We start from the raw sequence: 21,970 nt of genomic DNA, 5'->3' as shown, positions 1-21,970 counted from the left end.
ATGTGCGCAATGCCCGGCGATCAGTGGCTGGACGCTTCAAACACTGAATAAACGCAAAACCCTGTGGGAGCTGGCTTGCCTGCGATAGCGGTGGGTCAGCTTGCATTGTCTTGGCTGATACACCGCAATCGCAGGCAAGCCAGTTCCCACCTTTGGGCTTATTTCAATTTGAGAATTTGCGGAATGCCCACCGTCCAGCGATCAGGGTGAAGGTTGCGACCAAGGCCACCAGTATCCAGAAGCCTTCCGGATCCTGGGAAAGCGGCACCCCACCCACATTCATGCCAAAAAAGCCGGCAATGATATTGATCGGCAGCGCCAGCACCGTCACCACCGTGAGGGTAAACAGCGTGCGGTTGCTCTGTTCATTGAGGTTGGCGGCGATCTCTTCCTGCAACAGCTTGATGCGTTCGCCCAAGGCGGTCAGGTCGTTGATGATCAGCGCAAACTCCTCGGTGGATTTGCGTAACTCCTTCACGTCTTCCTTTTGCAGCCATTGCGGCGGGCGATTGAGCAGGCGCAGCAGCGAGCCCGGTTCCAGCGCCAGCAGGCGTTGCAGGCGCACCAGCACGCGGCGGGCGGCACCCAGTTCGGCGCGGTTGGTGGACAGGCGCGAAGACAACAGCTGATCTTCGATATGGTCGACGCTGATACTGGTCTTGCGCACGATCTGCGTCAGCACTTCGCCCTGGTCGCGCAGCAGGTGTACCAACAGCTCCAAGGGGGAGCGAAAGTGTTCGCCGGCCTTCACCGACGAGCGCAATTTATCCACCGAGTGCAAAGGCTGCAGGCGCGCGCTCACCAGCAAGCGGCTGCGAGCGCACACCCATAGCGTGGAAATATCCGACGACACCATGCTGCTGAAGTTGAACACCACATCGTTGACCACTGCCAACAAGGCCGAGTCCACATGCTCGATGCGCGTGGAGCGTGAGCCCTCATGCAAGGCTTCAAAAAACTCTTCCGGCAGCGACAAATGCGCCTGCATCCAGCGCTCGCAGGCGGCGTGCGCCAGGTTCAGGTGCAGCCACAGGAATTCGTCCGGGTCTGGCGGGTGCTGTAAGGCGGCGAGGGCGGTGGCGGAATCAATTTGTTGGCCTTTCTCGCCGGGGCGAAAACGAAAACCGTAAAGCAGGCCAAACAGATCGGAATCTTGATGGCCGTGGTCGATGCTGTGGTTCATGGCGACTCGCAGAGAAAGGGCCTGTAGGACGTTTCACAGGTTCCTGAGCGAATCATTGCAAGGCGGTATGACGGTTATGTGACCGTTTGAGGCGCGCATAAAAAAACGCGCCACCCGAAGGTGGCGCGTTTTTTCAAGGTTCAACTCAGGTGTCTTGCTTGTTTTCCAGCACGGCACCGGTCTTGGCGTCGAGCTTCACATCCCATTTCTTGCCGGTGGTGTCGGTCAGGTCCACTTCGTAGACCAGCTTGCCAGCTTCGTGATCCAACTCGGTATCGTTGATGGTCGCGCCGGCATGTTGGGCGACGGCGGCGGCGTTAAGCTTTTCGAACGCCATCACTTCACCGGACTTGAGCAGGCTAGGAATCTGGTCCGGACGGACATCAGCCTGGGCCAGGCCGGCAGTCAAGGTCAGGGCAGTAGCAGCGAACAGGGCAGTCAAGGTTTTCATGGTGTGTGTCCTTCTTAGGTTGAGCTGTTTAAGTGGCGCCAGATTAACCGGCGCAACTTAACTCATCCTTAATGGCTCACTGACACTAACGCTTTTAGTACTTATGGTCGTTGAGCAGGTCTTGCACGCTGGACGACGGCCAGCGCTTGTAGAACTTCAACAGCTCGGCGGCGCGGTTGGTGAAAATGCCATCGACGCCGGCCTTCATCACTTTCTCGAAGTCCACCGGCTCATCCACCGTATACACATGCACCAGCAGGCCCTTGTCGTGGGTCAGCTTGTTCATTTCAGGCTTCACCAGGTCGGTGTAGCTCTGGTCGCCGTGGTCGGTCAGCTCGGCCGACGGGCCGGTGCCGATGGCGCCGAGGCTTTTGGCTTCATCAACCCATTTTTCGAATTCGGCAGCGTCTTTAGGCTCTTGCTTGGCGTAGTAGGCGGCCTTGGTGGATTCGCCAGACTCGGCGAAGGTCACTTTGGATTTGGGCTCGATGCTGCCTTCACCCACCCACAACAGCAGGATTTTCGGAGTGTTGGGCATTTCCTTCTGCAGCTCTTTGAGGCTGGCGGTTTCGAAGGTTTGCAGCACCACGCGGCCCTTGCCTTGGCCGACACCGGTATTGCTCTTGCCCAGTTTGGAGCCGGCGGAGCTCAGCCAGCCTTTGTCGAGCAGCTTGTTTTTCAGGTCGGCTTCGATACCGGGGAACTGCTTGGGCTCCTTGGTCTCGATGTACAGGCCGGGTTTGTGCGAGGGGTTGCCTTCGGCGATCTTGATGATGTCGTCCAGGCTCAGGATTTTCAGGCCAACGAAACCAGGGCGCGCGCGGTCCGGGTAGGCGGCGTTGAACCAGCTGCCGGCGTCGAGGGTTTGCAGCTCTTTCCAAGTGAACTCGTTGGCGGGTGCGTCTTTGCGCTCGGGAAACTTGGTGGCGACGTCGGTGGTGCGCTGCAGGTTGTTGTCGTGCAGGGCGAACAGCACGCCGTCCTTGCTACGTTGCAGGTCCAGTTCCAGGTAGTCGGCGCCCAGGTCGCGTGCAACCTTGTAGGCAGCGGCGGTGGATTCAGGCGCATCGTAGGAAGCACCACGGTGAGCGATCACGGCAGGGTAGGGAATGCCTTCGTTTGTCGCCAATTCGGCCGGGCTGACCGGCTCGGCAGCCTGTGCCTGGCCAAGGCCGAGCATCAACGCCAGCAGCAAGGCGCTTTTGGAAAACGTGACAGGCATATGCGAAGTCCTTTCGTGGAGGTAACTTTGAGAAGGTGTCCTTTTTAACAATTGATTGCGAACGGCGCTATCACCAAACCGACATTAACGTGCGCACCGGCCAATTTTGTCGACTTTTTTGCAGGGTGTTGCAGTATTCTTACGGGTAGCTGCCCCGCCAGAGGGCGGTATTTTCTGCCACGCGTGTAAACCATCTTTCCAGTCCCTGTGGGACTTTTCAGTGAGGTTTACCATGCGCATCACTTCCGAGCTTATCTGCCAGGCCGCCGACCAACTCCAGGGTTTTGTCGGCCTCAACCGCAAGACCGGCCAGTACATCGTACGATTCAGCGAAGACTCATTCGGCATGGACGTGGCCGATGACGGCATCATCCCCACGGCCGAGTTCGTCTGGCTGCCGGCCGCCGACCACACCATGACCCTGTGCCGAGCGCGCCTGCAGTTGTTGCTCGACCAGAATATCGACGAGCGCATCAACATCACCGAGCCGCTGCGTGTGTATATGCGCCGGGTAGAGATCCCGCAGATCAGCGCGTTGCGCAGTTTGGTGAGCTGAGCGTCCGCGATTGCTAACGATGACGAGCAAATGTGGGAGGTGGCTTGCCTGCGATAGTCTCACTGCGGTTTCACTGCATCACCGAGGTGTCTGCATCGCAGGCAAGCCAGCTCCCACCGGGTTCGGTGTTTCAAGTGGAGAAGGCGTAGGCCCGCTCTACCTTGCACACCCGCGTGTGAAACGCCGCATACCAAGTGGCCCGCCCTTGCTCACGCACCTGCCGATGCTCGGCCTGCTGTTTCCAGGCCAGGATGGACGCCTCGCTGGCCCAGTAGGACACGGTGATCCCCAGCCCATCCTCCCGCGCCGATTCCACCCCAAGAAACCCCGGTTGTTGCCTGGCCAGTTCCAGCATGCGCGTGGCGGCCTCGCCATAACCCCGGTCGGCGTCGGTGCGCAGCGAGCTGAAAATTACCGCGTAATAAGGTGGGGCGGGTGTTTTGGCAATCATGCCGATACCTCCTGGCAGGCCTTGAGCAGCGCAATCACCAGCGGCGGCGTGATGCCCTTGAGTGCGGCGCGTTCGGGCTGGAACAGGGTGGCGACGAAGAACGGGTGGTCGAGCAGTTCCACCGCGCGCAGATCGCCCGCCGAATCGTGGCCGGTGGGAATCAGGTTGGCGTCCAGCAGGGCGTCGGCAAAGGTGGGGTTGATGCCGTAGCGGCAACGGTAACCCTCGTGGATGTCCAGGCTGCCGTAGGCCTGGGCAATGCGCGTGTACGCGGCCAGGCGCACGGTGTCGTTCACTTCCACCAGGGAGCAGTCCAGCGGCGTGATGACGGCGCGCTCAGCATCGGGCATTAATTCGCCGTGCTGGGCATCGGCCCAGCCGAGCACATGGCGGGCATATTCCAGCACGGCATGTTGAAAACCGCCGCAGGTACCGAGGAAAGGGCGACCTTGTTCGCGGGCAAAACGTATCGCGCGCAGGGCGCCGTCGACGTCGCGATAGGGGCTGCCGGGCACGCACCAGAAGCCGTCGAAGTCGCTCAGGGCAGAAGTGGAGGTAAGGGTGTCGGTGGCCAGCCATTGCACGTGGACGCTCAGGCCCAGAGCGTCGGCGGCCTGTTGCAGGGCCATGGGAATGGCTTGGTGGGCGGTCACATCAGGGTTGTAGTCACCGATCAGGGCAAGGTGCAGCGCGGGGGTTGGCATCGTGTACGTCCCATGGCTTGTGGTGGGTTGATACCCACTATAGATTGGCGCTCACGCAATCAATATTGGCGTTTGCCCATATGTTCAATGCAGCTACGCACTATCAAATCGACTACGCCGACCTGTCATTGGTCCTGGCCCTGGTGCGCGGCGGTACCCTGGCACGGGCGGCGGCGCTGCTGCGGGTCGATGTGTCCACGGTGTTCCGTGCGGTGCGGCGGCTGGAGGCGGCGCTGGGTCAAACCCTGTTTGAAAAAAGCCGTGCCGGTTATTTGCCCACCAGCCTGGCGAGCAACCTGGCCCAACAGGCCGAGCGTGCCGAGCAGGCGCTGGAGGCGGCGCGCATTGGCGTGGAACAGGGCGGTGAAGTGATCAGCGGCACCGTGCGCCTGACCTGCACCGACTCAGTGTTGCAAGGCTTGCTGTTGCCGGCCCTCGCGCAGTTCATGCCGGCCTACCCGGCGTTGACCCTGGAACTGAGCACCTCCAATGACTTCGCCAACCTCAGCCGCCGCGATGCGGATATCGCCCTGCGCCTGACCACGGCGCCGCCGGAGCATCTTGTCGGACGTTGCCTGGGGGCGGTGGCGTATCAGGTGTGTGCCAGTGCCGACTATGCGCGCCTGCACCCAGACCATGAGTGGGCCGATCTGGCCTGGATCGCGCCGGACGATTTTTTACCCGATCACCCCACCGTCGCCTGGCGCCGTGAGTATTTGCCGGGCGTGCGTCTCCGTTATCGGTGCAACAGCATGCAGTCGGTGGCCGAATTAGTGCGCGCAGGGTTGGGCGTAGCGGCGCTGCCGGATTTTCTAGTCGGGAATGGCGTGCAACCGCTGGGCCCTGCGCTGGCAGGGCACGATACGGCGTTGTGGTTGTTGACGCGGCCTGATTGTCGGGCGTTGCGCTCGGTGGTGACGCTGTTTGATGAGTTGGGGCGGCATGTGCGCTGGCTGCGAAGTTAACCCTCAGACAGCCAGCGCCAAGGGTTCAGCGATTGCCCCGCTCATTGGCAAACGCGCTTACCGCTTGTACCGCCTCGCCGGTACCTTCGCGAATCTGCAGGATCACCGTGCCGGCCTGGTTGGCCAGTTCCACACCCTGGGCAGCGCGGTCGCGGGTGGCGTCCATGCTGTCGATGGCTTGGCGGGTTTCGTCCTGGATCATGGCGATCATGCCGGAGATTTCCGCGGTGGAGCCGCTGGTGCGCGCGGCCAGTTGCCGCACTTCATCGGCCACCACGGCAAAGCCACGTCCCTGCTCGCCGGCGCGGGCGGCTTCGATGGCGGCGTTGAGGGCCAGCAGGTTGGTCTGGTCGGCAATGCCGCGAATGGTGTTGACGATGGCGGTGATCTGTTGCGAGCGTTCGCCCAGCTTGGCGATCAGTTGCGAAGAGGTGTCGATATCCACGGCAATTTCACGCATGCCGCTGGCGGTCTTCTGAATCACCTCAGCGCCTTTTTCCGCCATCTCCTGGGTGTTCAACGACAGGTGATAAGCCTGGGCGGCGCTCTGTGCGTCAGCGGCATGCTGTAGCACGCGGGCGGTGACGTCCGAGGCGAACTTCACCACTTTGCACAAGCGCCCGCTGGCGTCGTAGACCGGGTTGTAGTTGGCTTCCAGCCACACGACCTGGCCGTGTTTATCCACCCGCTCGAACTGGCCATTGAACAGCTCGCCCTGGTTCAAGCGCTTCCAGAACTCGCTGTAGGCCGCACTGTTGGCCAGTTCGGCCGTGCAAAACAGGCGGTGATGCTTGCCCTGGATCTGCGCCAGGCTGTAGCCCATGCGCTGCAGGAAATTGCCGTTGGCGGTGATGATGGTGCCGTCGAGGTTGAACTCGATCATCGCCATGGCGCGGTCGATGGCTGCAAGCTTGGCGTTGGCTTCGCTCTCGGCTTGCAGGCGCGGGGTGACGTCCATGGCGTATTTCACCACTTTGATTACATTCCCCGCTTCATCCCGTACCGGGTTATAGCTGGCTTCCAGCCACACCGAGGCGCCGTTGCCGCCTACTCGTTCAAAGGTGCCCGACTGGAATTGGCCGTTGCGCAGGTGCGTCCATAACTGGTTGTAGTCCGCGCTGCGGGCGAACGCCGGGGTACAGAACATCCGATGGGGCTGCCCCAGGATCTGTTCGGCGCGGTAGCCCATGGTCTTGAAGAAGTTGTCATTGGCGCGCAGCACGGTACCTTGCAGGTCGAATTCGATCACGGCCATGGAGCGCTCGATGGCGTCCAGCAGGCTGGTCTGTTGGGCAAGGCTGTGTTGCAGGGTACTGATGGTTTTCTTGTGAGCGTGAAATAGCATGGTGGAGGGCTCGGGCATGCAAGCGTATGCGGGGTCCATGTATTTGCGCCTGACCCCGTAGGGCCCCTGGCCTTACGGTTGACTTGCTCATTGCCAGCTTCCTGGTGCTGACAGAGGGGGGTAGAACAACGGTCTCAGAGTGATCAATCGGCCTGGAAGTTCGCTCGTCAGGCAGGACTATTTTGGCCAGGCGACCAATGGCGGCATTATGCTATTGCAGCAGGTGGGCGGAGCAAGATTCGGACGAGGTGTCATCAGACAACTCAGGCTGAATGAACGACCGTGCATTCGCTGATCTTGACGCGGTTGCGGCCGCTGTTTTTGGCGGTGTACAACGCGCGATCCGCAGCATCGAGCCACATGACCGCGTCCTTGAAGGACGGGTGGAAATCCGCCAGGCCAATGCTCAGGCTGACGCGCAGGTCTGGGATTTGCGGATGCCGATAGTGACTGAAGGTTTCGCGTAGATGCTCCATTACCTGCGCAGCGGCTTGCAGGGGCATTTTCGGAAGAATCACACAGAACTCATCGCCGCCATAGCGGCCGGCCAGGTCTTCTTCGCGCAAGTGTTCGCGCAGCGCTTGGCTCAACTGGCGCAGCACCGCGTCACCCACGGTGTGGCCATGAATGTCATTGATGTGCTTGAAGTGGTCGATATCGATCAAAGCAATGGTCGCTTGGCCGTGTTGCTGCTGGCACTTGTGAAACTTGAGGTTCAGCAGGTCTTTCCAGGAACCATGGTTGAGCAGGCCGGTGAGGCTGTCGATGCGGCTCAGGGCGCTGAGGGCGCGTTTGTGTTGCGACAGTTTGATCGCCAACTGGTAACAGACCATGCCGATGGCCATCGGGTAGAGCGTCAGCATCGGCAGGCAGGTGTAGACCTCGGTGAGGCTGACGCTGGGGTCGAACTTGATGCCGAACAGGCCCCAGGCCACCGCGATACCGGCCGCCTGTGCCAGCAACCCGCGCAGGAACAGGCGTTTGCCACCGGCTGCGACGTTGTTCATGGCCATCATCGACAGAATAGTCACCGCTGTCAGTGGCGAAAACTGAGTGGCCGCGGCCCAGAATCCGCCCAGCACTGAGTCATACAGCAGGTTGCGTTGTTCGGCCTGGTAGGGAAATGGCGAGTGAGTGGAAATCAGGTACGCCACATGCGGCCAGGCAATGCCGTTGAACAGCAGCAACGCCCAGACCCAACCGGGCATCGACAAGGGATACAAAGCCCCGATTACGCTGATGCTACCGATACCCAGGCCGATAATCCTTGGCGTGTAGATACGCCTGGCAAATGAAAGCCCTTTGCCTCGTCTGTTTTCCATAGTGTCCTGGGTCAACTTTTTTGCGGGTGCAACAGCACGCGTCAGCGGGCAGAGCCGGTGGTCGGATAAGAAAGGTGGATTGTCGATTATTCCTGTGGGATTAATCAGTGTCCTTCCAGGCCATTTGCGCAAAACAGCGGGCAAAAACGCCATAAACGACCTTAAATGTCGCTCCTGCAACAGGGCTTACTGGGGCGTGCGCTGCGTGCTGGCTTCGTAGCCGGCGAGGAACAGGTCGATGGCCGATTCGATGACGTGGGCCTGGGTGGCAGGGTCGAGGGTGGGCTGGCCGAGGGTGATTTGCGGCCAGAATGCAAAGGCCTTGAGCAGGCTTTGGATCTGGTGGGCGGCGAACGCCGGGTCGGTGCCGGTGAGGCGGCCGTCTTCCTGGGCGGCGCGCACCCATTGGGTAAAGCCTTCTTCCCGCGCACTGAGGCGGTTGACCATGTCTTGCGCGCGCTCCGGCGAATGGATAGTGGCAGCAATGGCCACGCGTGCCAGGTCGAGGAAGTTGGCGTCTGACATCATCTGCATTTTCGCTTCCAGCAACGTGCGTAGTTGGTCGCGCAGTGGGCGGTCACTGGTGTAGATCACGTCCAGTTGGGCAACGCTGCTGGCCCACAGTTGGTGGAGGATCTCGGCGAACAGTTCTTCCTTGCTGGGGAAGTGGTTGTACACGGTGCGCTTGGAAACGCCAGCGCTGGCGGCGATCTTGTCCATGCTGGTGACCTCGAAGCCGTGCTCGCGAAATTCGGCAATCGCCGCCGCCACGATGGCTTCGCGTTTACGCTCGGTGAGGCGTTTGGGGGCAGTCATGGAAGGCATTCGACTCAACAATGAAATTACACCGGGCAGTTTACTTGCTCGGGATTTTGTTGCAATCTAGAAACTACACTGTGCAGTGTAATACTTGAGCGGACCGCAGGAGTCACTTTGTCATGGCTACGATTTCAACCCGTCTCGACCCTGCGCCCTCGGCGCCCAAGCCTGCCGAGCAGGGCCTGGGGCACTTCAGCAACGACACGCCGGTGCAGCACGGTGGCTTGGGCAAGACCCTGCGCATTTTCTGGAACATGCTATTCAACAAGCCGCGAACGACACGGCCGGTGGGGCAGATTCCGGTACAGCCACTGACCCGCGAGCAGTTATTGGCCGCCCCTGATCACAGCGTGTATCGCCTCGGCCATTCAACCGTGCTGCTGAAAATGCGCGGTAAATTCTGGGTCACCGACCCGGTGTTTGCCGAACGCGCCTCGCCATTGCGTTGGGCCGGCCCCAAGCGTTTTCATCAGCCGCCTATCAGTCTTGAAGAGCTGCCTGCGCTGGAAGCGGTGATCCTTTCCCACAATCATTACGACCATCTCGACCGCAAAGCGGTGGTCCAATTGGCCGAAAAGACCCGCTACTTCCTGGCGCCCCTGGGCGTGGGCGACACACTGGTCAAATGGGGCGTGGATGCCAGCAAAGTCCGCCAGTTGCAATGGTGGCAGGGCACCGAGGTCGATGGCGTTCGTTTTGTCTGCACGCCGGCCCAGCACTTTTCCGGGCGCGGCCTGTTTGATGGCAACCAGACCCTGTGGTGCTCCTGGGTGATGATCGACGACACGCGGCGTATCTTTTTTAGTGGCGATACGGGCTATTTCGACGGTTTCAAACGCATCGGCGAGCAATACGGGCCGTTTGACCTGACCCTGATGGAAACCGGCGCTTACAACGTCGATTGGCCCCATGTACACATGCAGCCGGAGCAAACGCTGCAGGCGCATATCGACCTTAAAGGGCGCTGGCTGCTGCCGATTCACAATGGCACCTTCGACCTGGCCTTCCACGCCTGGCATGAGCCTTTCGACCGCATCATGGCCCTGGCCTGGGAGCGCAATGTTTCGATCACCACTCCGGCGATGGGTCAGGCTTTTCGCTTGAACCAGCCTGAGCGCGGGCGTGCCTGGTGGCTGGAAGTGGAACCTCAATCGGTCAACGAACACGCAGCAGGCTGAGCCAAAGGCCCGTTTGGAAAAGAGCTTTTCAGCGAATTTCAGCCCTGCGACAAAGGTCAAGAGAGAGTGCGATGATCCCCCGGGAATTTTATCTCCGGGAGGATGTTTCGATGGACAGCCATTGTAAGAAACTTTGGAAGATGGGTTTGCCGTGTGCGTCAGCTCAACCGCTGGCATCGCTAATGAACGCCGTCGACGTTCCCGCTTTACCCCCCGGTGCCGCTCCCCCTTCTATTGTCTTTGGCACCGAGCAACGTGCCGGCGCTACGCCCATACCTGGGTATAACGCCTTGGCTCCCCATATACGGCCGGTGCGCGATCCCGCGCTATCGCTGATCGCCATCAGCGGCGTTGACCCTACCGAACCGGTGATGGTGGAGGTACCGCTGGTATTGAATAACACCACCTTCACCGCCTCGCTGCCGCTGACGGGATATCGTATCGGCTATGCCGAGCATTATGTGCAGGGCAAGCAGGTTGAACGGGTCGCACGCAGTGCGGCCTTGAACCGAGTCTTCGACACCCTGCGCCAGGCTGGTGCGCAATGCGTGGCAGTGGATATGCAGCGCAGCGGTGATTGTGAGCAGGCTTGTCATGAAATCGACGAGCTGGTGGTAGGTCTTCGCCTTGATGCCTTGGTGTCAGAGGATCCCGAAGCCGCCTTTCATCACGCCTGTAAAAGCGGCTACCCCAGTATGTGTGAAACCCTGGAAGACGGCTCCAAGGTCTGGTTTTACGGTGCGCGCTGGGCGGGTGATCGCTTGGCGGCACTGGTACGAGCTTACCGCGTGCTGCGGCCGTAGGTATTGATGCCTACATCGGGCTGCGAAGGGTAGGACGCAGTGGCAGGATTCGCCTGAAATAGTGATGGGCGGTCGGCTCTTAGACTGGTGCGGCGCTATCGACCGATAGCTCTCACACTCAGTCAAACAGAGGGGCACTTCATGATCGGACCAGTTTCGGCAGGTGGATGGGCCACGGGCCTGCTTCAGGAGCTTTCAAACCCGGTGCAAGGTTTCAAGAGTGCCTGCCAGATGTCAGCGGAGATGGCCCAAGGAGGCGGCGTCACCTCAGAGTCACTGTTGAAGGACTCGCTCAAACAAATTGCTAATATTGATCGTGGGCTACAGGGCGGCAATGCGTTTTTGGAAACCAACCCGGATGCCATGAGGGAGGCGAAGGCCCGCGATCAGGAACGTGCCAATGGCCGCGTACGCGGGTACTTGCATGGCGTGCCGATAGCGCTCAAGGATGTCTTTGAAACCAATGACCGCATGCAGACCAGTGCAGGCTCCAAGGCGTTGGTGGGTGCGCCTGCCGCCCGGAATGCCAAGGTCGTCGACAATTTGCTGAAAGCTGGCGTGGTGATTGTAGGCAAAACCAATATGAGTGAGCTGTCCAACTTTCGCTCACTCAAATCGGCGGATGGCTGGAGCTCCCGAGGTGGCCAGACGTTGAACCCACATCGACTCGGAGGGACGGTGGCCGGCTCGAGTTCAGGTTCGGCCGTGGCGGTCGCCCAGGGGCATGTGCCCGTGGCACTGGGGTTGGAAACCAACGGATCAATCATCAGCCCCGCAGCCTACAACGGTGTGTTTGGCCTGAAAACAACGACGGGCCTGGTCAGTACCGAAGGCGTCATGACCAGCACCCGCATGGACGCGGTGGGGACCTTCACCCGCAATATCTGTGATGCGGCAGAAGCACTCAATGCAATGACCGAGACCAACGTCTACACCGAGGGCCTGCACGCTGATGCCTTGAAGGGTAAGCGTATTGGCTATACCCCTTTGCCTGAATTGTCCGCAGAGGAGTCCAAAGACCCGGCCAAGCGCGCAGACCGCAAGCACTATGAGGCGGCGCTCGAAGTGATGAAGGCCCAGGGTGCAATTCTAGTGCCCTTGGAGCGGTTGGACGCCGGTGTCCCCGATGAAGCCTATGAGGGTTATAACGAGGCGATATTCTCGGAGGTCAAGCAACAACTGGAAGACTATTTGGCTGGGCGGGAAGGTTTGCCCGTCAAGTCACTTGCTGAGCTGATTGCTTTTATCAAACGCACGCAGAAACCTGATGAGCCTGACCAGAAATTGCTGGAAATGATCAATGAGCTGGAGACCACGCCGCAAAAGCGCGAGGTATTGTGGGAAGCCATCCTTCCTGTATTTCAGAAGACCATTGATGCCCCCCTGAAGGAGCACAAGCTCGACGCCATGGTGTCGAATTTTCTGACGCACAACTATTTCTATAGTGCGGCCGCCGGGTACCCCGGTATATCTGTTCCATCAGGTATGGATGATGAAGGCATGCCCACGGCAATTTACGTGTATGGCTCCGGCAAGAGTGAAGCCACCTTGCTGTCAGTCGCCCATGGTTATGAACAAGCCTCGCAGGCCATTCAAGAACCGGCTTTTCTCCCAGGTGCTCCTTCTACGCAAACACCAGACAGTCCAGATAAAACGGTTGAGGCCACCAACGGCTGAGTTGAGTCAGCCTCGGCTGGTTGCCACGGTTGAACCCATCAATTGAGAGATAAGGCTTTGTGCAGAAGGTTGCGCCGCCGGGGTATCGAACCGGCGCGCACTCATCCCCCACCCCGGTGCGAACCCCGGGAAAAACACCAGCCCTTCGGCCTCCAGGCGAAACGCCAGGATCAAACGGGTTTCATCGTCCACGTCGCCGTGGTCTTCCAATTGTTCAATGGCTTGCACCGCCACGCCAGCCTGGCGAGCCAGCGCTTCGCGGCTCCAGCCCAGCATGACGCGCGCCTGCGCGCAGTGTTTGGCGGTGAATTGATGCAGGACGATCTGTTGTTCTACGAAAGAACTCATTGCCAGAGAGGACATGGGGTTTCTCCAGGTTCGACAGGGGAGGTGCAACTATACTGTGTTTTTGTACAGTTGTTTCTACCGCTCATCCACTGGCGTTGCAACCCCTTATGATTCCAGCCCCGGTGCCTCACGAATAATCAGGTGATCCAGATTCTCGATCCTGGCGCTGAATACCCCGAACGTCTGCTCGGGGTTTTTCTGGCTGGGCACGTGCACAAGCTGCGGCGTGACCCCATAGAAAAAGCAATACAGCGACCGTTCACTGCTGGCCGCCGCCTTGATCTGCTCCAGGAATGCCGTGCGCTTGCGGTAGTTTTCGATGAGCTTTTTGCTCAGGTAGACGTTCACCGAATAAGGCTTCCTGTCGAGCCACACCTTCTTTTCGAAGTCGATGCGAAAGCTGCTGGTGTAGTCCTTGATGGCCTTGATCTTGCCCCAGTAAATCAAACCCTGGTTGTCTTGCAGGTATTCGATCTTCTTGAAGAATGCCCAGTAGGTCGCCGCGTGCTCACCGATCTTCAAAGGCATGGCCTTGAGCTTGTCCTTGTCATCGATGTTGGACACGTAGCACTCCACCGGGTGTGCGAACACGCTGGTTTTGCCCGGGATCGAGTCATTGCTGCTAGAAGAGGTGGTAGCGCGGTTTGCGGGCGCTTTCGTCGGCTCCTGAAGGACGCTTCCAGCGGTGCCGACTACCGGCGTTTTAGGCTCGTACAGTCGCCGCGTCAGCACAAATTCCGATGGGAAATTTTCCTCACGCTCGTCGTCATTTTCACCCGTCGCAGGTTTATGGCTGCCGGCATAGCGGCAGCCGTCGATATGCCGCGTGCCGGGTTTGTTCTTGAAGTGCGGCGTGCGCAGGTAGTTGACGTTCTTGGCGTTGAAAGTGCTCAACGCATTGGTGCTATCGAACGCCGCGCGGCAGGCGTCGTTGGGGCACAGGAAGCTGTCCTTGTCGGAATCGAACGCGGTGGTTTCGTCGAAATTCAGGTCTCGTATGTCATAGATCGACACCTTGTCGTCGAGACTCAGGCTGTAGGCCGTGTCGAATTTCATGGGGCTCGGGTCCTTCAGAGGTTTGGCTATTAATAGCCGGATCTTGCGTAAATATCAGCAAGAACCTGCCACGCGTCGCCCGCTCAAGAAACACAGGGTGCCGCCCATGGCCGTGAGTGCGGCCAAGGCAAAGAACATGCTGGTGGGCGCCGCATTGATCAGCAGATAGCCGCAAATCACCGGGCTCATGGCCCCGCCAAACGCGGCCAGGTTCTGGGCCCCGTAATAACTGCCCCGTAGTGCATCCGGCGCGATGGTGTCGATAAACAGGAACTCTGAGGGATAGATGATCATCTCGCCCAAGGTGAACACAAACATCGCCACGCACCAGGTCAGCAGACTGTGCGCCTGGCTGAAGCCGACCAACCCGACAATAAACAGCAGGGTGCCCAGCACGATCCAATGGCGCAGTTGCTCGCGCTTGAGAAATCGGCCGATTTGGTACTGCATCAAAATCACGGTGATGGCGTTGCAGGCGAGCACCGCAGACAGAATTTTCAGTGCCTGGTCGGGTGTGTAGGCCACCAGCAAAAACTGCGACAGATAAAGGGTGTAGCGCCCATGGACGATGGTGCTCAACAGGCTGCCGCTGGTGAAGAGGATCAGCGTGCGGTCGCTGCGCAAGATGCGCAGGGTGCTGAGGAAACTCTGAGGCTTATGACTGTCGTCGCGCTGGGTCGGCGCAATGCCGATCATCAGGAACAGGCTGACAAAGGCAATGGCGCTGGCGATCAAAAACGGTGCCCACGGCAATTGGCCGGCAATCACTACGCCCAACATCGGGCCCGTGGCATAGCCGACATTGGTCAGGGTGTAGCGCAGGGAAAACACCTTGGCGCGCTCACCCACCGGCAGGTTTTCGCTGATGATCGCCTTGGAGCCGATCAGGAACAGCGCCGACGCGGCTTCAGTCACAACAAGGGTCAGCGTGGTGAGGTAGAGGTTGCTGGCAAAGGTCAGCAACAAAAAACCGATGGAGCTGGAGAGCATGGCCAGGATCAGCAGTTTGCGCTTTTCCAGGCGATCGATGATGTAGCCGCCATACAACCCCATGAGCGTGGCGATGAACACCGCGACCCCCATCAGCAGGCCGATGTCCTGCTGGTTGAGACCCAGGCGTGTGCTCAGCCAAAGGGCCAGCAATGGGCTGGTCATTGCACGGCTGACCACGATGGTCACCGAGCAGATCATCAGGCGACGGATTACCAGGGAGTAGGTGGCCACGGTGGGGTGGGCTCCTTGTGATTCTTACCTACACGACTCAGATCACCAGCGAACGCAGATTGAGTGTGGGAGCTGGCTTGCCTGCGATAGCGGAGTAACAGCCAACATTGTTTTAGCTGACCCACCGTTATCGCAGGCAAGCCAGCTCCCACATTCGATGGCGTTATTGGCCAGAGTTGATGGTGATTTTTTCTACCGCACCTTGTTCCAGATCCCACTTCTTCAGGATCTTGCCGTAAGTCCCGTCATCAATCATGTCTTGCAACGCCTCACTGATCGCCGTGACCAACTCGGTATTGCTCTTCTCAATCCCAAGCCCGGTGAATTGCTTGGAAATCGCCAGCCCCACCGGCTTGTACTTGCCCTTGTCCAGCGACATCAAATAAGGAATCGTCTCGCTGCCCTGCATCGCCGCATCCAGGCGGTTCTGCTGCAACTGCGCCCGGGCATCCGCCGAACCTTCGGTCCCGATCACCACGATTGCCGGCTTACCGGCCGCTTCGCAGTTTGCCTTGCTCCACGCGGTAATTTCCGACGGCCAGGTGGTGCGGCGGCTGGTGCCGACTTTTTTACCGCACAAGTCGGTCAATTCCTTGATCTCTTCGCGCTTGGCCAGGGTGTACAACTGTGGGCCGCTGGTGAAGTAGTCGACGAAGGTCACGGCCTTCTGGCGCTCGGCGGTGTCGCTCATGCCCGACAGCACGATATCGACGCGCTTGGTGGTCAGGCCGCTGAGCATTTGTTCGAAGCCGGTTTCCTGCCATTTGATCTTCACGCCCAGGCGCTCGGCCAGGGCGTTGCCCAGGTCGAAGTCAAAACCAGTGAGCTTGTTGGTGGCCGGGTCCTTGAAGTCCATCGGCGGGTAGTTCGGCACGATGGCCGCGCTGATCTCACCCTTGTCCTTGATGGCCTGCGGCAAGGCCGCCAATACACACGAGGAGGCCATCAGGCCGGCAAGCAAGGAAGGGATAAACATCTTTTTCATGGGGGCGTTCTCGTTAGTTTTTTAGTTAAGTGCGAACGGCAGAAATAAAGCTTTGGGTACGCGGGTTTTGTGGGCTTATTAGAATGTCTTCCGGGCTGCCGGCTTCCACAATCTGGCCGGCGTCCATAAACACCATGCGGTTGGACACTTCGCGAGCGAAGCCCAACTCATGGGTGACCACGATCATGGTCATGCCGGTGGTGGCCAAATCGCGCATCACCGACAGCACTTCGCCTACCAGCTCCGGGTCGAGGGCTGACGTGGGTTCGTCAAACAGCATCAACTTGGGGCGCATGGCCAAGGCACGGGCGATTGCCACGCGCTGTTGCTGGCCACCGGACAATTCCACTGGGTAGGCATTGCGCTTGTCTGCCAGGCCAACGCGGGCCAGCAGTTCCAATGCATCTTCGATGGCTTCCTTGGGCGAGCGCTTGAGCACTTGGCACGGGCCTTCGATGATGTTTTGCAACACGGTCATGTGCGGGAACAAATTGAATCGCTGGAACACCATGCCGGTGGCCAGGCGCTGGCGGGCGATCTGCGCTTCGTTCATCTCGTGCAGCTTGTTGCCGACCACCCGATAACCGACCAATTCGCCATCGACCCACAGGCCGCCCTTGTCGATTTTTTCCAGCTGGTTGACGCAACGCAGCAACGTACTTTTACCCGAGCCGGACGGGCCAATGATGCACATCACCTCGCCTTGCTCGACCTCGATATTGATGTCACGCAGGGCGTGATACTGGTCGTAATACTTGTTCAGGTTGACGGCCTTGACGATGCTTCTCATGGGGCAAATCTCCTCAACCCAGGCTTACGAACGCTTGCCGGCGCCGCGGGCAAAACGACGCTCGAGGCGGCTTTGACCAAATGAAAGAACAGTCACCACCGCCAGGTACCAGATGCCCGCCACAATCAGCAGCTCCATCACCCGGGCGTTGGCGTAGTAGATGTTTTGCGCGTTGTGCAGCAGCTCGGAGTACTGGATCACACTGGCCAGGCTGGTCATTTTCACCATGCTGATGAACTCGTTGCCCACGGGCGGGATGATCACGCGCATGGCCTGCGGCAGAATGATCCTACGCAGCGCTTGCAGGCTCGGCATGCCGATGGACTTGGCCGCCTCGTATTGGCCGGTGTCCACCGACAGCAAGCCGGCACGCACCACTTCAGCGGTGTAGGCGCCCTGGTTGATGCTCAAGCCGAGCAGGGCGGCTACGAAGGGCGTCATCAGGTCGACGGTGTCGATGCTGAACAGGCCCGGAATCGCGATCACCGGGAAGATCAACGCCAGGTTGAACCACAGCAACAATTGCAAAATCAGCGGTGTACCGCGAAACAACCAGGTGTAGGTGATGGCCACGTAACGCAGGATCGGGTTGGCCGACATGCGCATGATCGCCGTGATCACGCCGATCACCACGCCCAATGCCATCGCCAGGATCGACATGACGATGGTGTTCACCAGGCCCCAGAGGATGGCTTGCGACGTAAGGAACTGGCCAATGTAGGACCATTCGATCTGGCCATTGGCAAACGCGCGCAACAGCGCAGCCAACACAATCACGATCAACGTGGCAAAAAACATCCGCCCGTAATACCGCCGCGGCACATGCTCGTACCGGGTGATATCGAACTGGTTTTCAGACAACTTGCGCTCGGCTTCCAAGCGCTCGGCCGGGGTTTGATTCATGTTGCTACTCCAAAACTAATGACGCTCTAACCGATGTACACGGTGTTACGGTTGAAACCCGGTCAAATGTGGGAGCTGGCTTGCCTGCGAAAGCGCCGGTGAGCTCACCACACCTACCAAGGCTTAAATCCGAAACCCCTGATAACTCTCAGCCCACTTCTGCTGTTCAGCCAAAGCAGTCTTCAACCGCCCAATCTGCTCCTTCACCCGCTCCGGCGCCGTACCACCCCACCCACTGCGCGCTGCAATCGCCGCCTCCAGGGTCAGGCAATCACGCACGTCCGGGGTGAGCCGCCCATCCACCTCGGCCAACATCGCCGGTGAGGCTTGCCACAACTCAATTTCATGCTGCTCACAGGCCTGTACCAGCGCGCCGGTAATCTCATGGGCCTCCTTGAACGGCACGCCACGGGTGGCCAACCAATCCGCCACCTCAGTCGCCAAGGTAAAGCCCATCGGTGCCTGGCGTCGTAGCTCCTCTACCTGCACCTTCATGGTCGCCACCATCCCGGCCATCGCCGGCAACACCAGCAGCAAGGTGTCCACACTGTCCAACACGCTGTGCTTGTCTTCACTCAAATCGCGGTTGTACGACAGTGGCAACGACTTGAGCGTCGACATCAGCCCGGTCAGGTTGCCGATCAAACGCCCGGCCTTGCCCCGCGCCAGTTCGGCAATGTCCGGGTTCTTTTTCTGCGGCATGATCGAACTGCCGGTGGCGTAGGCGTCGTCCAGCACTACCCAGCGAAACTGGCGCGACGACCACAGGCAAAACTCCTCAGACAGCCGCGAAATATTCACCCCGAGCATGCCCGCCACAAACAGGAACTCCGCCACATGGTCACGGCTGGCGACAGCGTCGATGGAGTTTTCGCATGGCCCGGTGTAGCCCATTTCCTTGGCCGAGTGCTGCGGCTGACGTGCTATCGCCGAACCTGCCATCGCTGCCGCGCCCAATGGCGACAGCGCCGTACGCGCATCCCAATCCACCAGGCGCTGCACATCGCGCAGCATCGACTGCGCGTGAGCCAGCAAGTGATGGGCGAACACAATGGGTTGCGCCTGCTGCAAATGGGTAAAGCCTGGGCAGATGCTCTGCACATGTTGCTCGGCCTGTTCAACCAACGCCTGCTGCAAGCCCAACACCTCGGTGGCGATGGTGCGCGCATGGTCACGCAGGAACAGGCGCAGATCGTTGGCCGTCTGGTCATTGCGCGAGCGCCCGGCGCGCAACTTGCCGCCAAGGGCGCCCAGGCGCTCGGTCAATACGCGTTCGATAAAGGTGTGCACGTCCTCGTCATCCAGGGAGGGATGCAGGCGGCCGGCGGCGAAATCCTCACCGATACGGTCCAGGGCTTCGAGGGTGCGCAGGGTTTCCGATTCATCCAGCAAACCGGCGCGCTGCAACTCACGGGCATGGGCGCGGGAGCCGGCCAGGTCGTAGGGCGTGAGGCGAAAATAGCGCTCAGGGCAACGCGACAACGCGGCCAACGCCGCAGACGGACCGGTCTTGAAACGAGCGCCCCAAAGGCGGTCGGTGGGCTGGGACATGGGTGTTCCTCACGCTTGTTTTTAGAAGAGTCGGAGGCAGTTTCAACAGAAGTTTATCGGTGTAGAACCGACGTCTGACGCGCCGTATTCAAGGTTGCCAAGGGCGGATGTTTATGTTCATTATCGCCGCCTGGCTATGTTCAAGGATTGGGTTCAAGCCTGTTGAATATGGCACTCGAGGTCAACGCGCATTATGGAAACCCCACTTTCCACTTCTGGAAACCTGCCGCCAAAACCCGGCACACGAGCGCCGCTGCAACTGAGCGGGCTGGACTTTAAATTGTTGCGGGTATTTATGGCCGTGGTCGAAGCCGGCGGCTTCAGTGCCGCGCAAAACGAGCTGAACGTGGGCCTGGCGGCCATCAGCAAACAGATCTCCGATCTCGAGATTCGCATCGGCATGCGCCTGTGCACACGGGGCCGCGAAGGGTTCGGGCTGACCGAAGAAGGCAAGTTGGTGTATCAAGCATCCATCGAGTTATTTACCTCGGTGGACAGTTTTCGCGACAAGCTTAGTTCGGCGCAGAATGAACTCATCGGCGACCTGAGTGTGGGCGTTATCGATAACACCGTCTCCGACGTTAGTTCCCCACTGATTACCGCCCTGGGCAACTTACATCGCCAATCGCCAAAAATAAGATTGCGCCTACACGCCTCGCAATTGGACGAAGTTGAACGTGGGGTAGTGGAAGGGCGACTGGTCGCCGGCATCGTCCCGGTGTACCAACGCCGTGAAGAATTCGACTACTTCCCACTCTACGAAGAAAAGGCCCACGCCTACTGCGCCGTAGGGCATCCCTTGTTCACTGCGAGCGACATCACCCCCGACGCTCTTCGCCAATACGAAGTGGTCAACCATCGGTATGCGATCCATCGCGACAAGGCCAACTTCGTCAGCCACGACAGCCAGTCCGCCTCGGCTTCACAAGTGGAAGCCGTCGCCATCCTGATCCTCACCGGCCGCTTCCTGGGCTTTCTGCCAGAACACTACGCCACGCCACTGGTAAGGGAAGGGCGCCTGCGCGCACTGTGCCCAGAGCAGGTTCATTTAAGCACCGCGTTCAACCTGATCCTGCGCCACAACGCGCCGAGAAGCCCGATGGTAAAAGCCTTCGCCACAGCGCTGGGTGTAGACTTGAAGACGTCGGCCTAAGCCTCAACAAAGCTCAAATGTGGGAGCTGTCGAGCCCCAGCGAGGCTGCGAAGGGATCGCCTCGGTCTCCCGCCAACCCCACCCACCCGCATCACCGCTGCAACCGAGCCCGCTTTTTCTTCTTCGCATGAAAATGCCGAAAATGCGCATCCTGCGCCGCCGCCAACAACTCCCGATCCCCACGCGTATCGCCCCAGGCCCTGAGCCGATACTCCCCCAGGTCCCCATACACCGCCTCAAGCCGCAGCACCTTATTCTCACAACGGCAATTATTCCCGGTGAGCTTGCCGGTCAGCACCCCATCCACCACCTCAAGCTCAGTACCGATCAAGCGGATGCCAAGCCGGTCGGCAAACGGCTGCAACACCAACGCCGGCGACGCCGAACACAGCGTCACCACCGCCCCGGACTTCACCTCATCCGCTACCGACTGCAAACCGCTCGGGCGCATCAACTTGCTCCAGCGCGCCTGGCAATATTCCTGCGCTTGCTGCTGAACCCAAGCCTTCTCCACCCCGGTCATAAAGGTGCGAATCAACTGCGCCTTCAACTCATCCCGGCTGATCTGCCGCACCAAAAAACGCAGCCCCGGCAGCGCCAGCTTGACCATCCGGCCATAAAACTCGCCGGGGCCAAAGGCAAACTTGAGGAAGGGCACGAAACTGTCGTGGTGGGTGAGGGTGCCGTCGAAGTCAAAGACGGAAAGTACTTTGGCGTCTGCGGGGCCGGCTTCGAGCATGTCTGGGTTCACGGGTTGGCCTCGATCCTATCTGATAGTTTTCAAGCGGGCATCAGCTGTGACAGCAGGAGTCTACTCCCGTGCCAATCTTCCGATCTTGGCGTAAAGCTCTTCGGTGAAAGCTTCCCGAGCGCTTGACCGGTGACAACGCTGATGGCAATTGGGGCACAAGGCTACAGCATTGGGGGGGCGATCCGAACCCTTCCGGGCCAGGTGCTTGAGGTGATGTACTTCAAGAAATGGCAAATTCCTTTTTTACCGACGAAAAAAAGCCCTGAACATGCCAGGGCTTCCTTTAGTGCTTAGTCCGAATCAATCCCAGCTCAGCGCGCCGCCGGTCTGATACTCGATCACACGGGTCTCGAAGAAGTTTTTCTCTTTCTTCAAGTCCATGATCTCGCTCATCCACGGGAACGGATTGGTGGTGCCTGGGTACTCTTCCTTCAAGCCGATCTGCGACAGGCGACGGTTCGCGATGAACTTGAGGTAATCCTCCATCATCGCCGCGTTCATGCCCAGCACCCCACGCGGCATGGTGTCACGCG

Annotated in this window: 23 protein-coding genes and 1 pseudogene; 6 read left to right on the top strand and 18 right to left on the bottom strand. The window is 59.4% G+C overall.

What is annotated here, in order from left to right; genetic code table 11:
• Positions 1-163: 163 nt before the first annotated feature.
• The 3 genes from JMV15_RS19195 to JMV15_RS19185 all read right to left on the bottom strand — a co-directional run bounded on the left by JMV15_RS19195 (position 164) and on the right by JMV15_RS19185 (position 2,856).
• On the bottom strand, positions 164-1,183 hold the full coding sequence (locus JMV15_RS19195) for a transporter (RefSeq protein ID WP_014719624.1): 1,020 nt from the start codon (positions 1,181-1,183) through the stop codon (positions 164-166).
• A gap of 145 nt (positions 1,184-1,328) precedes the next feature.
• A complete protein-coding gene (locus JMV15_RS19190; RefSeq protein WP_014719623.1) occupies positions 1,329-1,634 on the bottom strand; it encodes a PepSY domain-containing protein in 306 nt (101 codons plus the stop codon).
• A 94-nt stretch (positions 1,635-1,728) separates the two neighbouring features.
• Entirely contained in the window at positions 1,729-2,856 is a 1,128-nt protein-coding gene (locus JMV15_RS19185; protein WP_014719622.1) for a glycerophosphodiester phosphodiesterase, read from the bottom strand.
• Positions 2,857-3,088: 232 nt separating this feature from the next.
• Here JMV15_RS19185 and JMV15_RS19180 point away from each other — a divergent pair, with 232 nt between their 5' ends.
• Positions 3,089-3,412 carry a DUF2025 family protein gene (locus JMV15_RS19180; RefSeq protein WP_014719621.1) on the top strand — a complete coding sequence of 108 codons (324 nt, stop codon included), beginning with the start codon at positions 3,089-3,091 and terminating at the stop codon, positions 3,410-3,412.
• A gap of 130 nt (positions 3,413-3,542) precedes the next feature.
• On the opposite strand, the gene JMV15_RS19175 is transcribed toward JMV15_RS19180, so the two are convergent.
• Positions 3,543-3,863, bottom strand: a complete 321-nt coding sequence (locus JMV15_RS19175) for an antibiotic biosynthesis monooxygenase family protein (protein ID WP_014719620.1) — start codon at positions 3,861-3,863, stop codon at positions 3,543-3,545.
• On the bottom strand, positions 3,860-4,567 hold the full coding sequence (locus JMV15_RS19170; RefSeq protein ID WP_014719619.1) for a CTP synthase C-terminal region-related (seleno)protein: 708 nt from the start codon (positions 4,565-4,567) through the stop codon (positions 3,860-3,862). The genes JMV15_RS19175 and JMV15_RS19170 overlap by 4 nt, the downstream gene beginning before the upstream one ends.
• A gap of 80 nt (positions 4,568-4,647) precedes the next feature.
• Here JMV15_RS19170 and JMV15_RS19165 point away from each other — a divergent pair, with 80 nt between their 5' ends.
• Positions 4,648-5,532 carry a LysR family transcriptional regulator gene (locus JMV15_RS19165; RefSeq protein ID WP_014719618.1) on the top strand — a complete coding sequence of 295 codons (885 nt, stop codon included), beginning with the start codon at positions 4,648-4,650 and terminating at the stop codon, positions 5,530-5,532.
• Positions 5,533-5,557: 25 nt separating this feature from the next.
• On the opposite strand, the gene JMV15_RS19160 is transcribed toward JMV15_RS19165, so the two are convergent.
• The 3 genes from JMV15_RS19160 to JMV15_RS19150 all read right to left on the bottom strand — a co-directional run bounded on the left by JMV15_RS19160 (position 5,558) and on the right by JMV15_RS19150 (position 9,015).
• Positions 5,558-6,877 (bottom strand): methyl-accepting chemotaxis protein, encoded by a 1,320-nt coding sequence (locus JMV15_RS19160; protein WP_020303112.1) that lies wholly within the window; start codon positions 6,875-6,877, stop codon positions 5,558-5,560.
• 263 nt (positions 6,878-7,140) lie between these two features.
• A complete protein-coding gene (locus tag JMV15_RS19155) occupies positions 7,141-8,199 on the bottom strand; it encodes a diguanylate cyclase (protein ID WP_014719616.1) in 1,059 nt (352 codons plus the stop codon).
• Between the two features lie 186 nt (positions 8,200-8,385).
• On the bottom strand, positions 8,386-9,015 hold the full coding sequence (locus JMV15_RS19150; RefSeq protein WP_014719615.1) for a TetR/AcrR family transcriptional regulator: 630 nt from the start codon (positions 9,013-9,015) through the stop codon (positions 8,386-8,388).
• A gap of 122 nt (positions 9,016-9,137) precedes the next feature.
• On the opposite strand from JMV15_RS19150, the gene JMV15_RS19145 reads away from it, so the two are divergent.
• The 3 genes from JMV15_RS19145 (at position 9,138) to JMV15_RS19135 (ending at position 12,676) form a co-directional block, all read left to right on the top strand.
• A complete protein-coding gene (locus JMV15_RS19145) occupies positions 9,138-10,196 on the top strand; it encodes an MBL fold metallo-hydrolase (RefSeq protein WP_020303109.1) in 1,059 nt (352 codons plus the stop codon).
• A 182-nt stretch (positions 10,197-10,378) separates the two neighbouring features.
• Positions 10,379-10,999 (top strand): hypothetical protein, encoded by a 621-nt coding sequence (locus JMV15_RS19140; RefSeq protein ID WP_224797016.1) that lies wholly within the window; start codon positions 10,379-10,381, stop codon positions 10,997-10,999.
• A gap of 231 nt (positions 11,000-11,230) precedes the next feature.
• Positions 11,231-12,676, top strand: coding sequence for an amidase family protein (locus JMV15_RS19135; protein WP_020303107.1), 1,446 nt, complete (start codon positions 11,231-11,233; stop codon positions 12,674-12,676).
• Positions 12,677-12,682: 6 nt separating this feature from the next.
• On the opposite strand, the gene JMV15_RS19130 is transcribed toward JMV15_RS19135, so the two are convergent.
• From JMV15_RS19130 to argH, 7 genes are all read right to left on the bottom strand, one after another.
• On the bottom strand, positions 12,683-13,039 hold the full coding sequence (locus tag JMV15_RS19130; RefSeq protein ID WP_014719611.1) for a transcriptional regulator: 357 nt from the start codon (positions 13,037-13,039) through the stop codon (positions 12,683-12,685).
• Between the two features lie 90 nt (positions 13,040-13,129).
• Positions 13,130-14,080 carry a hypothetical protein gene (locus tag JMV15_RS19125; protein WP_038451272.1) on the bottom strand — a complete coding sequence of 317 codons (951 nt, stop codon included), beginning with the start codon at positions 14,078-14,080 and terminating at the stop codon, positions 13,130-13,132.
• Between the two features lie 54 nt (positions 14,081-14,134).
• Positions 14,135-15,304 (bottom strand): MFS transporter, encoded by a 1,170-nt coding sequence (locus JMV15_RS19120; protein ID WP_038451270.1) that lies wholly within the window; start codon positions 15,302-15,304, stop codon positions 14,135-14,137.
• Between the two features lie 163 nt (positions 15,305-15,467).
• A complete protein-coding gene (locus JMV15_RS19115; RefSeq protein WP_038451268.1) occupies positions 15,468-16,289 on the bottom strand; it encodes an ABC transporter substrate-binding protein in 822 nt (273 codons plus the stop codon).
• 25 nt (positions 16,290-16,314) lie between these two features.
• A complete protein-coding gene (locus JMV15_RS19110; protein ID WP_003193648.1) occupies positions 16,315-17,079 on the bottom strand; it encodes an amino acid ABC transporter ATP-binding protein in 765 nt (254 codons plus the stop codon).
• 24 nt (positions 17,080-17,103) lie between these two features.
• A complete protein-coding gene (locus JMV15_RS19105; RefSeq protein ID WP_038451266.1) occupies positions 17,104-17,982 on the bottom strand; it encodes an amino acid ABC transporter permease in 879 nt (292 codons plus the stop codon).
• A 123-nt stretch (positions 17,983-18,105) separates the two neighbouring features.
• Entirely contained in the window at positions 18,106-19,533 is a 1,428-nt protein-coding gene (argH, locus tag JMV15_RS19100) for an argininosuccinate lyase (protein WP_038451264.1), read from the bottom strand.
• Between the two features lie 193 nt (positions 19,534-19,726).
• On the opposite strand from argH, the gene JMV15_RS19095 reads away from it, so the two are divergent.
• Positions 19,727-20,686 carry a LysR family transcriptional regulator gene (locus tag JMV15_RS19095; protein ID WP_014719606.1) on the top strand — a complete coding sequence of 320 codons (960 nt, stop codon included), beginning with the start codon at positions 19,727-19,729 and terminating at the stop codon, positions 20,684-20,686.
• A 91-nt stretch (positions 20,687-20,777) separates the two neighbouring features.
• On the opposite strand, the gene JMV15_RS19090 is transcribed toward JMV15_RS19095, so the two are convergent.
• From JMV15_RS19090 to JMV15_RS19080, 3 genes and pseudogenes are all read right to left on the bottom strand, one after another.
• Positions 20,778-21,425, bottom strand: a complete 648-nt coding sequence (locus JMV15_RS19090; RefSeq protein ID WP_020303103.1) for an HAD-IB family hydrolase — start codon at positions 21,423-21,425, stop codon at positions 20,778-20,780.
• A gap of 72 nt (positions 21,426-21,497) precedes the next feature.
• Positions 21,498-21,671, bottom strand: a pseudogene (locus JMV15_RS19085) (HNH endonuclease); the annotation flags it as partial.
• Positions 21,672-21,737: 66 nt separating this feature from the next.
• Positions 21,738-21,970, bottom strand: a 233-nt coding sequence (locus JMV15_RS19080) for a ribonucleotide-diphosphate reductase subunit beta (protein ID WP_176902628.1), incomplete at its 5' end; no start/stop codon positions are given.

The sequence above is a fragment of the Pseudomonas paracarnis genome, from assembly GCF_904063055.1.
Taxonomy (GTDB): domain Bacteria; phylum Pseudomonadota; class Gammaproteobacteria; order Pseudomonadales; family Pseudomonadaceae; genus Aquipseudomonas; species Aquipseudomonas paracarnis.
The sequence above is the reverse complement of the archived record's forward strand: the minus strand, read 5'-3'. Positions and strand labels throughout refer to the sequence as shown.